At 64.4% G+C, this 19,880-nt stretch carries 20 protein-coding genes; 15 read left to right on the top strand and 5 right to left on the bottom strand.

Translation table 11 applies throughout. From position 1 onward, the window contains the following. Positions 1–14 precede the first annotated feature (14 nt). From priB to dnaB, 4 genes are all read left to right on the top strand, one after another. Positions 15–305 carry a primosomal replication protein N gene (gene priB / locus PHX69_RS03015; protein ID WP_119013890.1) on the top strand — a complete coding sequence of 97 codons (291 nt, stop codon included), beginning with the start codon at positions 15–17 and terminating at the stop codon, positions 303–305. A gap of 17 nt (positions 306–322) precedes the next feature. Continuing rightward, positions 323–604, top strand: a complete 282-nt coding sequence (rpsR, locus tag PHX69_RS03020) for a 30S ribosomal protein S18 (RefSeq protein ID WP_005795932.1) — start codon at positions 323–325, stop codon at positions 602–604. 12 nt (positions 605–616) lie between these two features. Continuing rightward, positions 617–1,069, top strand: coding sequence for a 50S ribosomal protein L9 (gene rplI, locus PHX69_RS03025; RefSeq protein ID WP_119013891.1), 453 nt, complete (start codon positions 617–619; stop codon positions 1,067–1,069). Between the two features lie 155 nt (positions 1,070–1,224). Then, the gene (dnaB, locus tag PHX69_RS03030) at positions 1,225–4,107 is read left to right on the top strand and encodes a replicative DNA helicase (RefSeq protein ID WP_288042326.1); all 2,883 of its coding nucleotides are present in this window, start codon (positions 1,225–1,227) and stop codon (positions 4,105–4,107) included. Positions 4,108–4,319: 212 nt separating this feature from the next. On the opposite strand, the gene PHX69_RS03035 is transcribed toward dnaB, so the two are convergent. From PHX69_RS03035 to PHX69_RS03045, 3 genes are all read right to left on the bottom strand, one after another. Further along, the gene (locus tag PHX69_RS03035) at positions 4,320–6,152 is read right to left on the bottom strand and encodes a PhoH family protein (RefSeq protein WP_288042315.1); all 1,833 of its coding nucleotides are present in this window, start codon (positions 6,150–6,152) and stop codon (positions 4,320–4,322) included. A 179-nt stretch (positions 6,153–6,331) separates the two neighbouring features. Then, positions 6,332–6,817 carry a peroxiredoxin gene (locus PHX69_RS03040; protein WP_119013893.1) on the bottom strand — a complete coding sequence of 162 codons (486 nt, stop codon included), beginning with the start codon at positions 6,815–6,817 and terminating at the stop codon, positions 6,332–6,334. 106 nt (positions 6,818–6,923) lie between these two features. Then, complete coding sequence (locus PHX69_RS03045) at positions 6,924–7,310, bottom strand: Mth938-like domain-containing protein (RefSeq protein WP_288042316.1); 387 nt, start codon at positions 7,308–7,310, stop codon at positions 6,924–6,926. Positions 7,311–7,441: 131 nt separating this feature from the next. On the opposite strand from PHX69_RS03045, the gene PHX69_RS03050 reads away from it, so the two are divergent. The 6 genes from PHX69_RS03050 to moaD all read left to right on the top strand — a co-directional run bounded on the left by PHX69_RS03050 (position 7,442) and on the right by moaD (position 13,690). Next, positions 7,442–8,671, top strand: a complete 1,230-nt coding sequence (locus tag PHX69_RS03050; protein WP_119013895.1) for a pyridoxal phosphate-dependent aminotransferase — start codon at positions 7,442–7,444, stop codon at positions 8,669–8,671. Between the two features lie 69 nt (positions 8,672–8,740). Beyond that, positions 8,741–10,075, top strand: a complete 1,335-nt coding sequence (locus tag PHX69_RS03055) for a homoserine dehydrogenase (protein ID WP_119013896.1) — start codon at positions 8,741–8,743, stop codon at positions 10,073–10,075. Beyond that, on the top strand, positions 10,075–11,502 hold the full coding sequence (gene thrC, locus PHX69_RS03060; RefSeq protein ID WP_288042317.1) for a threonine synthase: 1,428 nt from the start codon (positions 10,075–10,077) through the stop codon (positions 11,500–11,502). Before PHX69_RS03055 ends, thrC begins: the two co-directional genes overlap by 1 nt. Before the next feature lie 73 nt (positions 11,503–11,575). Then, positions 11,576–12,133: a molybdopterin-guanine dinucleotide biosynthesis protein B gene (gene mobB / locus PHX69_RS03065; RefSeq protein ID WP_119013898.1), complete on the top strand. Its 558-nt coding sequence runs from the start codon at positions 11,576–11,578 to the stop codon at positions 12,131–12,133. Then, on the top strand, positions 12,130–13,371 hold the full coding sequence (locus PHX69_RS03070; protein WP_288042318.1) for a molybdopterin molybdotransferase MoeA: 1,242 nt from the start codon (positions 12,130–12,132) through the stop codon (positions 13,369–13,371). The genes mobB and PHX69_RS03070 overlap by 4 nt, the downstream gene beginning before the upstream one ends. Before the next feature lie 64 nt (positions 13,372–13,435). Continuing rightward, complete coding sequence (moaD, locus tag PHX69_RS03075) at positions 13,436–13,690, top strand: molybdopterin converting factor subunit 1 (RefSeq protein WP_288042320.1); 255 nt, start codon at positions 13,436–13,438, stop codon at positions 13,688–13,690. Positions 13,691–13,822: 132 nt separating this feature from the next. On the opposite strand, the gene PHX69_RS03080 is transcribed toward moaD, so the two are convergent. Beyond that, a complete protein-coding gene (locus PHX69_RS03080) occupies positions 13,823–14,149 on the bottom strand; it encodes a hypothetical protein (RefSeq protein WP_119013901.1) in 327 nt (108 codons plus the stop codon). Positions 14,150–14,214: 65 nt separating this feature from the next. Next, positions 14,215–14,469, bottom strand: coding sequence for a hypothetical protein (locus tag PHX69_RS03085; RefSeq protein ID WP_288042321.1), 255 nt, complete (start codon positions 14,467–14,469; stop codon positions 14,215–14,217). A gap of 70 nt (positions 14,470–14,539) precedes the next feature. Between PHX69_RS03085 and PHX69_RS03090 the strand changes: the two genes are divergently transcribed. The 5 genes from PHX69_RS03090 to PHX69_RS03110 all read left to right on the top strand — a co-directional run. Then, the gene (locus PHX69_RS03090; RefSeq protein WP_119013903.1) at positions 14,540–14,770 is read left to right on the top strand and encodes a hypothetical protein; all 231 of its coding nucleotides are present in this window, start codon (positions 14,540–14,542) and stop codon (positions 14,768–14,770) included. A gap of 84 nt (positions 14,771–14,854) precedes the next feature. Next, the gene (locus PHX69_RS03095; RefSeq protein WP_288042322.1) at positions 14,855–15,364 is read left to right on the top strand and encodes a molybdenum cofactor biosynthesis protein MoaE; all 510 of its coding nucleotides are present in this window, start codon (positions 14,855–14,857) and stop codon (positions 15,362–15,364) included. Between the two features lie 189 nt (positions 15,365–15,553). After that, the gene (gene clpB, locus PHX69_RS03100; RefSeq protein ID WP_288042323.1) at positions 15,554–18,160 is read left to right on the top strand and encodes an ATP-dependent chaperone ClpB; all 2,607 of its coding nucleotides are present in this window, start codon (positions 15,554–15,556) and stop codon (positions 18,158–18,160) included. A gap of 88 nt (positions 18,161–18,248) precedes the next feature. Continuing rightward, positions 18,249–18,605 (top strand): hypothetical protein, encoded by a 357-nt coding sequence (locus PHX69_RS03105; protein ID WP_119013906.1) that lies wholly within the window; start codon positions 18,249–18,251, stop codon positions 18,603–18,605. Positions 18,606–18,654: 49 nt separating this feature from the next. Then, a partial coding sequence (locus PHX69_RS03110) for an aldehyde dehydrogenase family protein (protein ID WP_288042324.1) occupies positions 18,655–19,880 on the top strand: 1,226 nt, incomplete at its 3' end.

The raw sequence follows: 19,880 nt of genomic DNA on the forward strand, positions 1-19,880 counted from the left end.
GGCTTGCCAAGGGAGTGGAAAACCACGTTGTCCTGACCGCCTGCATCGCTGAGGCCCAAGCCTTGCGATTCACGCCCGCCGGATTGCCCGCCATTGAACTGCGCCTGGAGCACAGCTCTTCGCAGCAAGAAGCCGGGCAGCAGCGCGAAGTCAAGGCGGCCGTGAAAGCAGTGGCTTTTGGTGCGATGGCCGAGCGATTGGCCAAGCAGCCCATGGGTAGCCTCTGGCGCTTCACCGGCTTTCTGGCCACTCCCCGCAACGGCAAGCATGCCGTGTTCCACGTTCAGGATATTCAACAAGATTAATTTTCAAGAGGTCCGCAATGGCCACGTTCAAGAAATTCAACAAAGACAAGCGCCCCAAGCGCAATACCCAATCGCTGCTGTTCAAGCGCAAGCGCTTCTGCCGCTTCACCGTCACTGGCGTCGAAGAAATCGACTACAAAGACGTGGACACCCTGCGCGATTTCATCGCTGAAAACGGCAAGATCATCCCCGCACGCCTGACCGGCACGCGCGCCATCTTCCAGCGCCAGCTCAATACCGCCATCAAGCGTGCCCGCTTCCTGGCCCTGGTGCCTTACAGCGACCAGCACAAGATCTAAGGAGCACAACCCATGCAAATCATCCTGCTCGACAAGGTTGTGAACCTCGGTAACCTCGGCGACCTGGTCAAGGTCAAAGACGGCTACGCCCGCAACTTCCTGATCCCCACGGGCCGCGCCCGCCGCGCCACGGCAGCTGCCAAGGCCGAGTTCGAAGCCAAGCGCGCCGAACTGGAAAAAGCCGCTGCTGAGAAGCTGGCCCAGTGCCAAGCCGAAGGCGAAAAGATCGCCGGCAAGGTGTTCAAGCTGACGCAAAAGGCTGGTGTGGATGGCCGTCTGTTCGGTTCGGTCACCAACAGCGACATCGCTGAAGAGATGAACAAGCAAGGCTACAAGGTTGCCAAATCGCAAATCCGTCTGCCCAATGGCCACATCAAGACCATTGGCGACAACACGGTCAGCGTGGCACTGCACACCGACGTGGTCGTGGAATTCACCGTTTCGGTGTACGGCGAAACCGCCTGATCGCGCCCTGCGCCACCCAGCAACCGCCTTCGGGCGGTTTTTTGTTTTTGCCACTGCATTTCCACCGCTTGTCCGCAGGGTTGTCCGATGACAGGCGGGCGGCGCAGGACTAGCATCCCCGGCCAGCCCCAAGGAACCCCATGTCTGATGCTTTCATGCCCCCCGAGGGCGACTTTGCCCCGCCCTATGACCGCGAAATCTCGCAGCTGCGCGTGCCGCCGCATTCCATCGAGGCCGAGTCGAGCGTGCTCGGTGGCCTGCTGCTGGACAACAACGCCTGGGACCGCGTAGGCGATTTGCTGGTCGAGGACAACTTTTACCGCCACGAGCACCAGCTGATTTTTGCGGCCATTGCCAAGCTGATCAACGCCAGCAAGCCCGCCGACGTGATCACCGTGTACGAGCAGCTGCAAAGCCTGGGCAAGGCCGAGGAAATAGGTGGCCTGGCCTACCTGAACTCGCTGGCGCAGTACGTGCCCAGCGCCAGCAACATCCGCCGCTATGCCGAAATCGTGCGCGAGCGCTCCATCCTGCGCAAACTGGTGACGGCCAGCGACGAGATCGCCACCAACGCCTTCAACCCGCAGGGGCGGCCAGTGGACAAGATACTGGACGAGGCCGAGCAAAAAATCTTCAACATCGGTGAAGAAGGCTCGCGCATGAAGCAGGGCTTTCAGGCCATGGACACCCTGGTGGTCGATCTGCTGGACCGCGTGCAGGAGATGGCCGACAACCCCAACGACATCACCGGCGTGCCCACCGGTTTCATCGACCTCGATCGTATGACCTCGGGCCTGCAAGCGGGCGATATGGTGGTGCTGGCGGCGCGCCCGTCCATGGGCAAGGCGCAACCGCTGGACGCGCAGGTACGCACCCGGGGTGGCTGGAAGCGCATGGGCGATCTGGAGGTGGGCGATGCCCTAGCCTCGGTGGACGGAAGCCCGTCCATCGTCACTGGCATCTTTCCGCAAGGGGTACGGCAGGTGTTTCGGGTGCGTTTTTCTGATGGCCGATCCGCTGAATGTTGCGCCGAGCATTTGTGGCGTGTGCTGTGCCGCCACTGGCCGCAGCCGCGCGTGCTCAGCACTGCGCAGTTGATGGCGCTGCTGGAGCGGAAGCGCTACCAAAACCGCCTCTGGATAGAGTCGGCTTCGGGCGATTTTGGCCACCATGACCCCTTGCCCATCGACCCCTGGGTGCTGGGCAGTCTGCTGGGCGATGGCGGCCTGAGCGGCACTGGCACGGTGAAGTTTTCCACTGCCTCTGCCGAAATGCTGCAGCGCCTGCAAGAGCGTCTGGATGACGATCTGGAGGTGGTACATGACCAAGCCTACGACTACCGCGTGGTGCGCCGCGACCGCGCGCGTGTGAAAGGTTGGGTGGGCATGCAGCCCAACCCGCTGCGCGTGGCGCTGGAGGGCCTGCGCCTGTCGGGCCTGACCAGCGACCAGAAATTCATCCCACCGCTGTACCTGGAGGCCCACCGCGCAGCGCGCCTGGACTTGCTGCGCGGGCTGCTCGATACCGATGGCTGGGTGGAGCGCTGGGGCAGCGTGCGCTTTTGCACCACCAGCGCCCAGCTGGCGCAGGGTGTGGCCGCGCTGGCGCGCTCGCTGGGGGCGTGGTGCTCCATCGCGCAGAAGCAGCCGCACTACACCAACGTGGCCGGGCAGCGGGTGCCGGGCTTGCCGGCCTATGTTTGCAACATTGCCCACCCAGAGCCGCAGTCGCTGTTTTTGCTGTCCGACAAGCAAGCGCGCGCGCCCCAGCAGTGGACGCGCCAGCGGCGCCTGACCATCAGCGCCATTGAGCCGGTGCGCCAGGCGCCCTGCCAGTGCATTGCCGTCAGCCACCCGCAGCGCCTGTACATCACCAACGACGATGTGGTGACGCACAACACAGCCTTCGCTGTGAACATTGCCGAGCATGTGGCGCTCAATGAGGGCCTGCCGGTGGCCATTTTCTCGATGGAAATGGGTGCGGCGCAGTTGGCGGTGCGCGTGGTGGGTTCGATTGGCCGCATCGACCAGGGGCATTTGCGCACCGGCAAGCTGACCGATGACGAGTGGCCGCGCCTGACCGAGGCCATCGAAAAACTGCGCACCGTCTCGCTGCACATCGACGAAACCCCCGGTCTGACGCCCAGCGAGCTGCGTGCCAATGCCCGGCGCCTGGCGCGCCAGTGCGGCAAGCTGGGCCTGATTGTGGTGGACTACCTGCAGCTGATGAGCGGTTCGGCGGGCTCGCAAGGGGAAAACCGTGCCACCGAACTGGGCGAAATCTCGCGCGGTCTGAAGATGCTGGCCAAAGAGCTGCAATGCCCGGTGATTGCGCTGTCGCAGCTCAACCGCAGCGTGGAGCAGCGCACCGACAAGCGCCCGATGATGAGCGATCTGCGTGAGTGCGTGACCGGCGATACCCTGGTCTGGCTGGCCGATGGTCGCAGAGTGCCTATTGCCGAACTGGTCGGGCAGCAGCCCTGGGTACACGCCGTGGGTTCCAACCAGAAACTGGTGCAGGCGCAATCTGACCTGGTCTGGCAGGTAGGCGAAAAGCCGGTGTGGCGCCTTCACTTGGCCAGCGGGCGCAGCATCCGTGCCACGGCCAAGCACCGCTTTATGACTGGATCAGGCTGGCAGGAGTTACAGAACATCCATATCGGCAATCGGCTGGCGCTGGCACGCCAAACTGGGGAGCGTGCTGCTGATGCACAGTCCGACCTGTTCTGGGACACGGTGGTCAGCGTGGAGGAGGCGGGTACCGAGCCGGTTTATGACCTGACAGTGCCCGGCCCGGCCTGCTGGATTGCCAATGATGGCATCGTCACGCACAACTCGGGTGCGATTGAGCAGGATGCCGACATCATCATGTTCATCTACCGCGACGATTACTACAACAAAGACAGCAAGGAGCCCAATGTGGCCGAGGTCATCATTGGCAAGCAGCGCAATGGCCCCACCGGCACCGTCAAGCTGTTCTTCCAGAAGTCGCAGACGCGCTTTGAGAGCCTGGCCATGGGGTCAAGCGACGATTTTTAATCAAACAAGGCTCTGGCCCTTGCGTGGTGCGCGCCAACAGCTATGTTTTATATAGCAATGAAGGCATGGCTTGCGGGCCAGACCATCGCCATCGGGTATGGCATGGCGTAGATGGCCAGAGTCAAGTTTGCTATAAAGAAAAGAGCTGCCAGCGCACGCTGTACGTGCCCTGGCAGCTCTTTTGGTTTCAAAGCCGCAATGCGGCAGCGCGCTTACAGCACCTCGCTGGCAAAGTCGGCCAGGCGCGAGCGTTCGCCGCGTGCCAGCGTGATGTGGCCGCTGTGTGGCCAGCCTTTGAAGCGGTCTACGGCAAAGGTCAGGCCCGAGGAGCCCTCGGTCAGGTAGGGCGTATCGATCTGCGCCAGGTTGCCCATGCAGATGATCTTGGTGCCCGGGCCGGCGCGGGTGATGAGCGTTTTCATCTGCTTGGGCGTGAGGTTTTGCGCCTCGTCGATGATGACGTACTTGTTCATGAAAGTGCGCCCGCGCATGAAGTTCATGCTCTTGATCTTGATGCGGCTGCGGATCAGCTCGTTGGTGGCAGCGCGGCCCCATTCGCCCGCGTTGCCGCCATCGCCCTTGGCCAGGAACTCCAGGTTGTCGTCCAGCGCGCCCATCCAGGGGCCCATTTTTTCTTCTTCGGTGCCGGGCAGAAAGCCGATGTCTTCGCCCACGCTCACGGTGGCGCGGGTCATGATGATTTCGGTGTAGCGGCGCTCGTCCAGCACCTGCGTCAGGCCCGCAGCCAGCGCCATCAGCGTCTTGCCGGTGCCTGCCGTGCCGGTCAGGGTGACGAAGTCGATGTCCGGGTCCATCAGCAGGTTGACGGCAAAGTTTTGCTCGCGGTTGCGGGTGGTCACGCCCCAGACGGCATTTTTGGCATGGCCGTAGTCTTTGAGGGTTTTCAGGACGGCGGTTTTGTCGCGGATTTCGCTCACGCGGGCGTACAGGCTGGGCTCGCCGGGCGCTTCGAAATAGACAAACTGGTTGATCATCAGTTGCGCCACGATGGGGCCGCTGATGCGGTAGTAGGTGTGTGGGCCGCTTTGCCAGCTTTCTACCGCTTTGCCGTTGCGGCTCCAGAAGTCGGCGGGCAGGGCCAGCAGGCCCGAGTACAGCAGGTCGTCGTCTTCGAGGGCTTTGTCGTTCTGGTAGTCCTCAGCGGGCAGGCCCAGCGCGCGGGCCTTGACGCGCATATTGATGTCTTTGGACACCAGCACCACCTCGCGCGGCGCGTGCTGTTGGCGCAGGGCCTCGACCACGCCCAGGATCTGGTTGTCGGCCTTGCCCTGGGGCAGGCTGGTGGGCAGCTGGTAGTCCAGTGCCGCTGTCTGGAAGAACAGGCAGCCGCCCGCAGCGCGCTGACCGGTGGAATCCAGCTTGAGGCCCTTGCCGATGTCGGCGCCTTGTGTGGCGGCCAGCGCATCCAGCGAGCGGCTGACCTGGCGGCCATTGCGGGCCACTTCGGTCATGCCTTTTTTGTGCGCATCCAGCTCTTCGAGAACGATCATCGGCAGGTAGATGTCGTGTTCTTCAAAGCGGAACAGGCAGGTGGGGTCGTGCAGCAGTACGTTGGTGTCGAGCACGAACAGCTTTTTGGGGCCGGTGCCGCGGGTCTTGCGGCTGCGCGGTGCGGGTGCTGGCGTGGCAACTGCTGGGGTGGGCGTTGGGGTCGCGGCAGTGGTTGCGGCCAGCGGGGTGGCGACTTCGGTTGCTACCACCGGTGCGGCCGTGGCGCTGGTGCCGCGGCGGGGGCGCGTGCTGGTGGCGGCCGCTTGCGTTGCGGCGGTGCCGGTTGCGTTGGTGGTGCGGCGACCACGGCCTGATCGGGCTGAGGTGCTGCTGCGCACCGTGCTCTGGTCTGCACTGGCCGTGGGGCTGGCAACAGCGGCAGTTTCTGTGGATACAGCGGGTGTATCGACCGCCGCAGTAGCGGGGTGCTCAGTGGCTGCTGTGCGTGTGCTGGTGCGTTTGCGCGCGGGGGTGTTGTAGTCCTCGGGAGCCAGCAGGGCAGCGCGCCGGGTGGGGGCAGGGGGCAAGGGCATGGTCAAAAGCCTCGGTATCAAGAGGTTCAAAAAGCAAAAAGCCGCCTGGATGCCCAGGCGGCTTGGTCGCGTGAAGAGGGTGTCGCAGGGGGCAGCGGCATCGGGCCATTATGCATGGCAGCAGTGACGGTGTGCACGGCACCACCACCCTGACCGCTGCCGCAGGCCGCCAGCGCAGCTCAAGCGGCTTTTTTCAGTGCCTTGAGCGATTTGACGGCCTTGAGCACTTCTTCCACGTGGCCGGGCACTTTCAGGCCGCGCCATTCGTGCGTGAGGATGCCTTCTTCGTTGATCAGGAAGGTGCTGCGCTCGATGCCCTTGACCTTCTTGCCATACATGATCTTGTTCTTGACCACGCCGAACATGTGGCACATTTTTTCTTCGGTGTCGGCAATCAACTCGAAGGGCAGTTCGAGCTTTTCCTTGAACTCGTCGTGCGACTTCATGTTGTCGCGCGACACGCCAAACACCGCTGCGCCGGCCTTGACAAAGTCTTTGTACTTGTCGCGGAACTGCATGGCTTCCGTGGTGCAGCCGGGCGTGTTGTCCTTGGGATAGAAGTACAGGATCATCACTTGCCCATTGTGGGATGTGTTGGACACCTTGATCCCGCCGGTTGCGTTGGCTTCAAATTCGGGGAGGGGCTTGTTGACAACGATCGCCATATAACTTCAATCTCTCAGGGTGTGGTCGTTGATAAGCCGGAGGATGTGGTGTTTTCTTCTGCTGGATGCCCCCGACCGCAACCCAGCATTTTACCCCGAAACGTTTTCAGCCCTGCTGGACAGGCTGCTCAAGAAGCAGTGCCGCGATCACATTGCGGCCTTCTCCCGCCAGAATGTTGTAGGTGCGGCAGGCTGCCGGGGTGTCCATGGTTTCGATGCCGATGCGCCGCAGCATCAGCGGTTGTAGCCACTGTGCGGGGGCAAAACGACCGCGTGCGCCGCTGCCAAAGATGATCAGTTCGGCGTCCAGTTCGGCCAGCTGGGCAAAGTGTGCGGGTGCCAGGTCTTCAAAGCGGGCGCAGGGCCAGGGCATGCGCAGACCACGCGCGCCCAGTACCAGGCTGGAGGTGATTTTTTCAGCCCCCACGCTGATCCAGCCGGGGCCGTAGCCAGTGATGCTGTGTGCGTCGGTTCTGTCGGGTTGGAATTTCATGGGAAGAAAGGGATGGGGCCAGAGCGCGGGGCAAGGCCCTGGCCGGAGGCTGAACTGTGGTCAAATTATAGGTTTCGCCAGGTAGCCGAGTGCTCTGGCGCGTCCATGGCCCTTTGTTGTCACATCCGCGCATGAAACCCATCCAGAAATCCGCCAAGCTCGCCAACGTCTGCTACGACATCCGGGGCCCGATCATGGATGCGGCCAAGCAGATGGAAGAAGACGGCCACAAGATCATCAAGCTCAACATCGGCAACCTGGCCGTGTTCGGTTTTGATGCACCCGAAGAAATCCAGCAGGACATGATCCGCAACCTGCCTACTTCGGCGGGCTACTCCGACAGCAAAGGCATTTTTGCCGCCCGCAAAGCCGTGATGCACGAGACGCAAAAGCAGGGCATCAAGGGCGTGACGCTGGAAGACATTTACCTGGGCAACGGCGCCAGCGAGTTGATCGTGATGGCCACCAACGCCCTGCTTGATACGGGCGATGAGTTGCTCTTGCCATCGCCCGACTACCCGCTGTGGACGGCGGCGGCCAGCCTCTCGGGCGGCACCCCGGTGCACTATTTGTGCGACGAGGCCAACGGCTGGATGCCTGACCTCAATGACATCCGTGCCAAGGTCACGCCACGTACCAAGGGCATCGTCGTCATCAACCCCAACAACCCCACGGGCGCGCTGTATTCCGACGAGCTGCTCAAGGGCATCGTCGCCATTGCGCGCGAGCACGGTCTGGTGATTTTTGCCGACGAGGTCTACGACAAGGTGCTGTACGACGGCGCCAAACACACCCCGCTGGCCAGCCTGAGCGAGGACGTGCTCACGCTCACCTTCAACTCGCTGTCCAAAGCCTACCGTTCCTGCGGCTACCGCGCGGGCTGGCTGGTGGTGTCGGGCGACAAAAAGCCTGCGCGCGACTACATCGAGGGCCTGAACATGCTCTCGAACATGCGCCTGTGCGCCAACGTGCCGGGCCAGTGGGCCATCCAGACCGCGTTGGGCGGCCACCAGAGCATCAACGAGCTGGTCTGCGAGGGCGGGCGCCTGCGCAAACAGCGCGATCTGGCGCACCAGCTCATCACACAAATTCCGGGCGTGAGCTGCGTCAAGCCCCAGGCGGCGCTGTACATGTTCCCGCGCCTCGACCCCAAGGTGTACCCCATTGAGGACGACCAGCAGTTCTTCCTGGAACTGTTGCAAGAAACCCGCGTCATGCTGGTGCAGGGCACGGGCTTCAACTGGAACGCGCCCGACCACTTTCGCATCGTCTTTTTGCCCCACGAGGCCGACCTGCGCGAGGCCATTGGCCGCGTAGCCAAGTTCCTGGAGCAGTACCGCAAACGCCACGGTACCGATTGATACTCATTTTTTGATAGCTGTTGGCGCATATCCATCAAGCGCTACAGCCTTTTTTGACTGGTAAAACCCATGAAACCCATCCAAGTAGGCCTGCTGGGCATCGGCACCGTCGGTAGCGGCGTTTTCAACGTACTGCGACGCAACCAGGAAGAGATCCGCCGCCGTGCGGGTCGGGGCATAGAGATCACCATGGTGGCTGATCTGGACGTGGAGCGTGCCAAGAGCGTAGTGGGCGCTGGCGTGCAAGTGGTGAACAACGCCCGCGCCATCATCGCCAACCCCGATATCGACATCGTGGTCGAGCTGATCGGCGGCTACGGCGTGGCCAAGGCCCTGGTGCTCGAAGCCATTGCGGCGGGCAAGCACGTGGTCACGGCCAACAAGGCGCTGCTGGCCGTGCACGGCACCGAGATTTTTGCTGCGGCATCTGCCAAAGGCGTGATGGTGGCCTTCGAGGCCGCCGTGGCCGGGGGCATTCCGATCATCAAGGCGCTGCGCGAGGGCCTGACGGCCAACCGCATCCAGTGGCTGGCCGGCATCATCAACGGCACCACCAACTTCATCCTCTCGGAGATGCGCGACAAGGGCCTGGACTTTGACGTGGTGCTCAAGGAAGCGCAGCGCCTGGGCTACGCCGAGGCCGACCCCACCTTCGACATCGAAGGCGTGGACGCCGCGCACAAGGCCACCATCATGAGCGCCATCGCTTTTGGCATTCCGGTGCAGTTCGACAAGGCCTACGTCGAGGGCATCACCCAGCTGGGCGCCGCCGACATCAAATACGCCGAGCAGCTGGGCTACCGCATCAAGCTGCTGGGCATCACCAAGCGCACTGACAAGGGCATTGAGCTGCGCGTACACCCCAGCCTGGTGCCGTCCAAGCGCCTGATCGCCAACGTCGAAGGCGCCATGAACGCCGTGATGGTCAACGGCGATGCCGTGGGCACCACGCTGTACTACGGCAAGGGCGCGGGCTCCGAGCCCACCGCCAGCGCCGTGATTGCCGATCTGGTGGACATCACCCGCCTGCACACCGTAGACCCGCTCAACCGCGTGCCGCACCTGGCCTTCCAGCCGCACACGCTGGACGCCGCCATGGACAGCCTGCCCGTGCTGCCCATGAGCGAAGTCGTCACCAGCTACTACCTGCGCCTGCGCGTGGCCGACCAGGCTGGCGTGCTGGCCAAAGTGACCGGCATTCTGGCTGGCGCTGGCATCAGCATCGACGCCCTGCTGCAACGCGAGGCCGATGAAGTGGGCGGCGAAGGCTCCACGCAAACCGACCTCATCATCCTCACGCACGACACGCGCGAGGGCACCATGGACCAGGCCATCGCGCAAATGCAGGCCCTGCCCACCGTGCTGGCAACGATCACGCGCATCCGCAAGGAGGAGCTGAACTGATGCTCTACCTGTCCACCCGCGGCCACCCCGACCGCAAGCACTTCTGCGACATCTTGCTGGAGGGCCTGGCGCCCGACGGCGGCCTGTACCTGCCCGAGCACTATCCGCAAGTGGATGGCGCCATGCTCACCCGCCTGCGCACGGCCTACCACGAGCAGGGCTACGCCGAGCTGGCGTTCCAGCTGTTGTCGCTCTACATCGACGACATCCCGGTTGCCGACCTCAAGGCCCTGTGCGCCAAAACGTACACCGCCGAAGTCTTTGGCACCGGCGAGATCGTGCCCCTGCGCCACCTGGAAGACAGCCTGTGGCTCGAAGCCCTGTCCAACGGCCCCACGCTGGCCTTCAAGGACATGGCCATGCAGCTGCTGGGCAACTTGTTCGAATACGAACTGGCCCGCCGGGGCGAACAGCTGAACATCCTGGGCGCCACCAGCGGCGACACCGGCAGCGCGGCCGAATACGCCATGCGCGGCAAGGCCGGGGTGCGCGTGTTCATGACCAGCCCGCACGGGCGCATGAGCGCCTTCCAGCAGGCGCAGATGTTCAGCCTGCAAGACGAGAACATCCACAACATCGCCATCGAAGGGGTGTTTGACGACTGCCAGGACATCGTCAAGGCCGTGAGCAACGACCACGCCTTCAAGCACAAGTACAAGATCGGCACCGTCAACTCCATCAACTGGGCGCGCTTGCTGGCGCAGGTGGTGTACTACTTTGCGGGCTACATCCAGGCCACCGAAGAGAACCACGAAAAAGTCAGCTTCACCGTGCCCAGCGGCAACTTCGGCAACGTCTGCGCGGGCCATGTGGCGCGCAGCATGGGCTTGCCCATCGACAAGCTGGTGGTGGCCACCAACGAGAACGACGTGCTCGACGAGTTCTTCCGCACCGGCGTGTACCGCGTGCGTGGCAGCGCGGATACGCACGAAACTTCCAGCCCCTCCATGGACATCAGCAAGGCCAGCAACTTCGAGCGCTTTGTGTTCGACCTGCTGGGCCGCGACGGTGCCCGCGTGCAGGCGCTGTTTGGCGACGCGCTGGCGCGTGAGGGCCGTTTTGACCTCAGCGCCGACCCGGCCTTTGCCGATGCCGCCGCCCGCTACGGCTTCGTCAGCGGCAAGAGCACGCACGCCGACCGCCTGGCCACCATCCGCGACACCTTCCAGCGCTTTGGCATGACCATCGACACCCACACCGCCGACGGCGTGAAAGTGGCGCGCGCACACACCACGCCCGGTGTGCCCATGCTGGTGCTGGAAACCGCCCTGCCCATCAAGTTTGCCGAGACCATTGAAGAAGCCTTGGGCCACGCGCCCGATCGCCCGGCCAAGTTCGCTGGCATTGAAGACCTGCCCAAGCGCGTACAGGTCATGCCCGCCGATGCCGACGTGGTCAAGGCCTACATTGCACGCCACTGCGATTAATGGTCAAAAACGGCTGCAGCGCTTGCCTGGTAAGCGCAAGCAGCTATCTAATCAATAGCAACGAGGGCTTGGTATGAAGGTTGTCGGCTTTGCCGGATTCTCTGGCTGCGGCAAAACCACCCTGGTCGAGCAGCTCATCCCCGAGCTGCGCTTGCGTGGCCTGCGCGTTTCGGTGGCCAAGCATGCGCACCACCACTTTGACATCGACCACGCGGGCAAAGACAGCTGGCGCCACCGCCAGGCAGGTGCCTTCGAGGTGGTGATCGCCTCAGACCAGCGCCTGGCGCTGATGCGCGAGTTCGAGCGGCCCGCGCAGCTCAGCGTCCACCACCTGCTGGCCGAGCTGTACCAGGGCGTGGACTGGGTGCTGGTGGAGGGCTTCAAGGACAGCGACCTGCCCAAGATCGAAGTCTGGCGCGCCCCCGAGCCCGGCCAGTCGCCCTGGCCCGTGCGCTACCCCGAAGACGATTTCGTCATCGCCGTGGCCACCGAGCTGCCCGCGCAGCTGCCCCAGCCCACGCAACTGCCCATTCTCGATCTCAACGCCCCGTCACAGGTGGCCGAGTGGCTGCTGGCCAGCGCCGACCGCCTGGAGTACGACTGGGATCTGCACGCCGGGTTACTCTCATGAGAGCGCCGCTCAAACCCCTGGACACCGCCCTGGCCGAACTGCTGGCGCAGGCCACGCTGCTGCCGGGCGCCGACACCGTCGCTACCTTCGATGCCGATGGCCGCGTGCTGCTGCACAGCGCCACATCGCCCCTGCAAGTGCCGCCCCAGGACAACAGCGCCATGGACGGCTACGCCCTGCGCTGTGCCGACATGGCCGCGCCCGGCGCGGTGCTGCCGGTGTCGCAGCGCATTGCGGCGGGCAGCGCCGCTGCGCCGTTGCAGCCGGGCACGGCGGCGCGCATCTTCACCGGCGCGCCCGTTCCCCCCGGCGCCGATGCCGTGCTGATGCAGGAAGACTGCGAGGCACTGGAGGATGGCCGCGTGCGCGCCAACGCCGTGCCCCAGGCCGGCCAGTGGATTCGCCGTGCGGGCGAAGACATCACGCAGGGCGCTGTCGTGTTGCACGCGGGCACGCGCCTGTCGCCCGCTGAACTGGGCCTGGCCGCCGGCATCGGCCTGGCGCAATTGCAGGTGGCGCGCCGGCCCCGCGTGGCGCTGTTTTCCACGGGCGACGAGCTGGTCATGCCCGGCGACGTGCCGCCCGCGCAGATGCGCCCCGGCGCCATCTACAACAGCAACCGTTTCTTTTTGCGCGCCATGCTGCTGCGCCTGGGCTGCGAGGTCACTGACCTGGGCATCGTGCCCGACCAGCGCGAGGCCACCATCGCTGCGCTGCGCAGCGCCAGCAGCGGCCACGACCTGATTCTGACCAGCGGTGGCGTCAGCGTGGGCGAGGAAGACCACATCAAGCCCGCCGTTGAGGCGCTGGGCGAGCTGGTGCTGTGGCAAATCGCCATGAAGCCGGGCAAGCCGTTTGCCTATGGCCGCATCCAGCGCGGCGAGGGCACCGAGGGCAGCGCGCATTTCATGGGCTTGCCGGGCAACCCGGTGTCGAGCTTTCTGACCTTTGCGCTGCTGGTGCGGCCTTTTCTGCTGCGCCTGCAAGGGGTGCAGGATGTTGCTCCTAAAGCGGTAGCTGTTCGCGCTGATTTCACGCAGCCCAAGGCCGATAAACGCCGCGAATTCTTGCGCGTGCGCTACAACGCCCAGGGCGGGCTGGATGGGTTTGCCAACCAAAGCTCGGGCGTGCTCACTTCCGCCGTCTGGGGCGATGGCGTGGTGGACAACCCCGCTGGCCAGACCATCGCGCCCGGCGATACGGTGCGCTTTATCCCGTTTGCACAGCTGCTGTCGTGATGGCTGGCAACTGTGTGTTCTGCGCCGTGCAGGCGCAGGCTGTTTTTTGGGGAGTGGCCTGGCCATGAACACCATCACCGTGCGCTACTTTGCCTCCATCCGCGAGGCCGTGGGCCAGGGCAGCGAGGCCGTGCCCACCACCGCCACCACGCTGGGCGCGCTGCGCGATGCGCTGATTGCACGCGGCGGCCCCTACGCCAGCAGCCTGGCGCGTGGCCGGGCCGTGCGCATGGCGCTCAACCAGGTGCTCAGCGACGAGACCGCGCTGCTCACCGATGGCGCCGAAGTGGCCTTTTTTCCTCCGGTCACGGGCGGGTAGTTCCGCACTGGCTATCCAAAAAGATAGCTGCCAGCGCGCGCCAATCCACAGTTTCAGCCTCAAAACACCGCCAAAGCCAGCAGGGGTACGCGCTAGCAGCTCTCATTTTTGAATGCTGGCGGTGCGTGCTGGTCAGGGCGCGGGCGATGGGGTGGGCAGCTCTGGGCACTGCCACACCAGCAACTCGGCCAGCCGGGTGACGATCCAGGTGGCCTCGCCGCTTGCCAGGCCCGACTCGGCGCTGCACAGGCCGGTGTGGATGCGGCGCAGCACCTCGAACTCCGAGGGCGCCTGCACGTGGTAGAGCGTTTGCGCCTGTTCGACCAGGTGCGTGGCCAGGTCTTCGCACAGCTCGTAGCGTGCGCGCACCACGTCCGGGCTTTCGCGCAGGCGGCCGCGCGCGTCGCTGTACAGGGCGATGAAAGACGGCGGCGGCAGGATTTGGTTGTCGTTGTCCATGGCAAAAAACGCGGTGGCGGTGGGGTTGGTGCAGTTGGGGTGCTGGCGCTGGCGTGGCCGTGCGCTCAGTCGGGCGTGAACAGGCGCTCAAAGCGGGCCTGGTCTTGCGCCAGTTCAAATGTCACCAGTTGGCCCATTTTCTGGTCGGTTGTGCGGCAGGCGGCAAACAGGCTGCACGGGCCGCTCAGGTCAAAGTCGGGCAGGTGGATCAGGGCGTAGGGGTAGGGCAGGAACAGCTGGTGTGCAAACACCACGTTCTGCGCGTTGCGCGGTGAGGGGTAGAGCAGGTAGTGCTCGGTGGTGATGGTGGTGGTGGCCATAGTGTGCAGGGCAGCGTTACAGTGCGGGCCATGCTAGCGGCATTCCCGCCAACTCTACAGAAAGGCCTTTATGGCACGTGCAAAAAGTGAATGGGCAGCCAAAGTGTTTGCCCTGGTCAAATCGGGCAATGTGGGCGCTGCCGTAGCGCAGATCAAGGTGGCGCCCACGGTGGGCGACCTGGCGCGCTTGCAGGGCTTGCTGGCGGCGCTGCCCGCCACGCCCGCGCAAAAACAGCTCGACAAGGTGGTCGATGAAGAACTGGCGCTGCTGGCCGCCCCGCGCCTGCACCGCTCGCCGTGAGCGGCGGTGTGCGCCCTTTATCCACCAGCACCGCCACGCCCTGCATGGGCCGCTGCTTTTTGCCACCTGCCATTGCTATCCGCCATGACCCACGACGCCCCGTTTCCTGTCCACATCGCCATCCAGACGGCAGATTTTGATGTGTCTGCCGAGCTGGCGGCGCTGCGCGCGCAAGACCCGCGCGTGGGGGCGGTGTGCTGCTTTGTCGGCACCGTGCGCGACCGCCACGGCACCAGCGCGCCCGCGCCCGACGCGGCGGTGGCCTCGCTGGAGCTGGAGCACTACCCCGGCATGACCGAAAAAGCCATCGCCGCCATGGTCGATGCGGCCCGGCAGCGCTTTGACATCTTGGGCGCGCGCATCATCCACCGCGTGGGCCTGCTGGCGCCGCTGGAGCAAATCGTGCTGGTGGCGGTGAGCAGCGCGCACCGGGGCGAGAGCTTTCAAGCCTGCGAGTTTTTGATGGACTACCTCAAAACCCAGGCCCCGTTCTGGAAGAAAGAGCAAACCGCCCAGGGGGCGCAGTGGGTGGATGCGCGCGTCAGCGACGACGCCGCGCTGGCGCGCTGGGGCATTGCCGCACGCAACGCCTGAAAGCGGCGCTGCGGGCTTCAGTTTCAAGCCAAAAACGGCTCCAAGCCTTGCGGGATGTGCGCCTACAGCTATTAAAAAAATAGCGTGTCAAGATGGCGCTGGGGGAGCGCGCTGTGCAATCGGCCCGCGCCCTTGCCTTGAAAACCGCGTGGGCATGCCCCAACTGCCCAGGCATTCGGAGGAACACCCATGCGACTCGACAAACTCACCACCAAGTTTCAGGAAGCCCTGGCCGACGCGCAATCGCTGGCGCTGGGCAATGACCACGCTTACATCGAACCCGTCCACGTGCTGGTGGCCTTGCTGCGCCAGGACGACGGCCCGCGCGCGCTGCTCGAGCGCGCCGGGGCCAACGTGGCCGGGCTGCTCAAAGACGCCGAAATTGCCGTCAAGCGCCTGCCCCAGGTGCAAGGCCAGGAGCAGGTGCAAGGCGGCCCCGAGCTGGGCCGCGTGTTGCAAGCCACCGAAAAAGAAGCCATCAAGCGCGGCGACAACTTCATCGCCAGCGAACTGTTCTTGCTGGCACTGACCGACAGCAAGGGCGATGGCGCCCGCGTGGCCAAAGAAAACGGCCTGACGCGCAAAAGCCTGGAAGCGGCCATTGATGCCGTGCGCGGCGGCGCCAAGATGGACAGCGCCGAGGGCGAAGGCCAGCGCGAGGCGTTGAAGAAATACTGCATCGACCTGACCGAGCGCGCCCGCGCGGGCAAGCTCGACCCGGTGATTGGCCGCGACGATGAAATCCGCCGCGCCATCCAGGTGCTGCAACGGCGCACCAAAAACAACCCAGTGCTGATTGGCGAGCCCGGCGTGGGCAAGACCGCCATCGTCGAAGGACTGGCCCAGCGCATCGTGGCGGGCGAGGTGCCCGAGTCGCTCAAGGGCAAGCGTGTGCTCTCCCTGGACATGGCCGCGCTGCTGGCCGGGGCCAAGTTCCGGGGCGAGTTTGAAGAGCGCCTGAAAACCGTGCTCAAAGAGCTGTCGCAGGACGAGGGCCAGACCATCGTCTTCATCGACGAGCTGCACACCATGGTGGGCGCGGGCAAGGCCGAGGGCGCGATGGATGCGGGCAACATGCTCAAACCCGCGCTGGCCCGGGGCGAGCTGCACTGCGTGGGCGCCACCACGCTGGACGAGTACCGCAAATACATCGAAAAAGACGCGGCGCTGGAGCGGCGCTTCCAGAAAATCCTGGTCGGCGAGCCCACCGTGGAGGCCACCATCGCCATCCTGCGCGGCCTCAAAGAGCGCTACGAAAAACACCACAACGTCGAGATCACCGACCCGGCCATCGTCGCTGCGGCTGAACTGAGCCAGCGCTACATCACCGACCGCTTCCTGCCCGACAAGGCCATCGACCTGATCGACGAGGCCGCCAGCAAGATCAAGATCGAGATGGACTCCAAGCCCGAGGTGATGGACAAGCTCGACCGCCGCCTGATTCAGTTGCAGATCGAGCGCGAAGCCGTGCGCAAGGAAAAGGACGAGGCATCGCAAAAGCGCTTTGAACTCATCGACGAAGAAATCGCCAAGCTGCAAAAAGAGATTGCCGACCTGGATGAAATCTGGAAGCTGGAAAAAGCCCAGGCCCAGGGCTCGGCCCAGATCCGTGAGGAAATCGACAAGCTGCGCTTCCAGATCGAGGAGCTGACGCGCAAGGGCGACTTCAACCGCGTGGCCGAGCTGCAATACGGCAAGCTGCCCGAGCTGGAGCGCAAGCTCAGCGAGGCGCAGGCCAAAGAGGCGGGCAAAGACGGCCAGGCCCCTGCACCGCGCCTGCTGCGCACCCAGGTGGGCGCCGAAGAAATCGCCGAGGTGGTCAGCCGTGCCACCGGCATTCCCGTGGCCAAGATGATGCAGGGCGAAAAAGACAAGCTGCTGGTGATGGAGGACAAACTGCACCAGCGCGTGGTCGGCCAGAACGAGGCGATTGCCGCCGTGGCCAACGCGATTCGCCGCTCGCGCTCGGGGCTGTCTGACCCGAACCGGCCCACGGGCAGCTTTTTGTTCCTCGGCCCCACGGGCGTGGGCAAGACCGAGCTGTGCAAGGCGCTGGCGGGCTTTTTGTTTGACAGCGAAGAGCATCTGGTGCGCATCGACATGAGCGAGTTCATGGAAAAGCACAGCGTGGCCCGCCTGATCGGTGCGCCGCCCGGCTACGTGGGCTACGAGGAGGGCGGGTATCTCACCGAGGCCGTGCGCCGCAAGCCGTATTCGGTGCTGCTGCTGGACGAGGTAGAAAAAGCCCATCCGGACGTGTTCAACGTGCTCTTGCAGGTGCTGGACGATGGCCGCCTCACGGACGGCCAAGGCCGCACCGTGGACTTCAAGAACACCGTGATCGTGATGACCAGCAACATCGGCTCGCACCTGATCCAGGCCATGGTGGGCCAGGACAGCGAGGACATCAAGGATGCGGTGTGGGGCGAGCTGAAAAACCACTTCCGCCCCGAGTTCTTGAACCGCATCGACGAGACGGTGGTGTTCCACGCGCTGGATGCCAAGCACATTGAGTCGATTGCGCGCATCCAGCTCAAGCTGCTGGAAGGGCGCCTGGCCAAGATGGACTTGGCGCTGCGCGTGTCCGACACGGCGCTGGCCGAGCTGGCCAAGGTGGGGTTTGATCCGGTGTTTGGCGCGCGCCCGCTCAAGCGCGCCATCCAGCAGCGCATTGAGAACCCGTTGTCCAAACTGCTGCTGGAAGGGCGTTTTGCCCCCAAGAGCACGATTGCGGTGGAGGTCGATCCGGTGCTGGAGCCGGGCGTTTTCCACTTCAGTGCGGCCCAGCCTGCTTGATGAAGGCCAGGGTCTGGTTATCAAAATAGATAGCTGCTCGCGCTTGCCTGGCAAGCGTTGGCGGCTATTTTTGCTTGAAGGAAATAGCTTGAACGATTTTGTCGCGGGCCTGATCCGCTGGTTGGTTCGGGGCGTGCTGCTGCTGGCGGGGCTGGTGCTGTTTGTCGGTTTGCTGGTGCTCTCGCTGGTGCTGGCGCTGGTCTGGGGGCTGCGCTTTTTGTGGGCGCGGCTCACGGGCCAGCCCATCGCCCCCTGGGCCATGCGCGTGGACCCGCGCACTGGCTGGAGCACGGTGGTGCGCACGCGCACCCGCTGGACGGCCACCCACACCGGTGCCGATGAGGCCCCTGGCGCCGCAGCGCCCGGCAAGCGCATGGGTGTGCTGCCCGGCGCAGACGACGTGACCGACGTGCAGCCGCGCGAGCCGGGCGAGCCGCGCGTTTAGACCGCTTGTCCTACGGGTAGCGGCAGGTGTGCCCCCTATCATGGGTTGCATGACTGCTACCCCTTTGCGCGCCCTGTTTGATGCCCAGCACCGGGCCAGCCGTGCGCAGGTTGAAGTGCCCCTGCTGCTGCGCCGTGAGCGCCTGTGGCGCGTGCGCAAGCTGCTGGACGGGCATGCCCCTGCGCTGGCTGCTGCGGTGCAGGCCGATTTTGGTGTGCGCTCGCCGCGCCTGACCGAAGTGGCCGATTTGTTCGTGCTGCGCGCCCTGCTGTCACACACACTGCGCCACCTGCCGCGCTGGATGAAGCCGCAGAAAGTGTCCACGCCCTTGTTTTTGCAGCCTGCGCAGGCCCGCACAGAGCGCCAGCCGCTGGGCGTGGTGGGCGTGATTGCGCCGTGGAACTACCCGGTGCAATTGGCCCTGGCTCCGGCCATCACGGCCCTGGCAGCGGGCAACCGCGTGCTGCTCAAACCCAGCGAACTGACGCCGCACACCTCGGCCCAACTGGCCATGCTGGTGGCGCAGTTTTTTGCTCCGGATGAGTTTGCCGTCGTGCAAGGCGACGCGGCCCTGGCCGCCGACTTTGCCGCCCTGCCTTTTGACCATTTGGTGTTTACCGGCTCCACCGCTGTCGGGCGCAAAGTGGCGCAGGCCGCCGCTGCCAACCTCACGCCGACCACGCTGGAGCTGGGAGGCAAGTCACCCTGCATCATCGACGCCGACTGCGATTTGCAAGATGCGGCGCTGAAGATTGCGCACGGCAAGCTGCTCAACGCGGGCCAGACCTGCATTGCCCCCGATTACGTGCTGTTGCCACGTGCCCACAAGGCCGAGTTTGCCCAGGCCTACCGCGCCGCCGTGGCGCGGTTGTTTCCGCAGATCACCGGCAACCCGGATTACGCCGCCATCCTCAGCCAGCGCCACCTGGCGCGTTTGCAAGGGCTGTTGCAGCAGGCGCAGGCGCAAGGTGCGCAGGTGCAAAGCATGGATCCCGCGCCTGGCGCGGGTGCTGCGCAGGGTACGGCAGTGCTCGATGGTGGCACCAGCCGCCAGATGGCGCCGGTGCTGGTGTGGGGCGCCACACCGGCCATGGCGCTGATGCAGGAGGAGATTTTTGGCCCCATCTTGCCGGTGCTGACCTATGAGCGCCTGGATGAGGCCATTGCCCATGTCAACGCCGGGCCACGGCCCCTGGCGCTGTATTGGTTTGGCCGCAATGAGGCCACACGCGATGCGGTGTTGCAGCGCACCGTCAGCGGCGGCGTGACGGTGAA

It is taken from the genome of Simplicispira sp., from assembly GCF_028687295.1.
In the GTDB taxonomy this organism is placed as follows: Bacteria; Pseudomonadota; Gammaproteobacteria; order Burkholderiales; family Burkholderiaceae_C; genus Simplicispira; species Simplicispira metamorpha.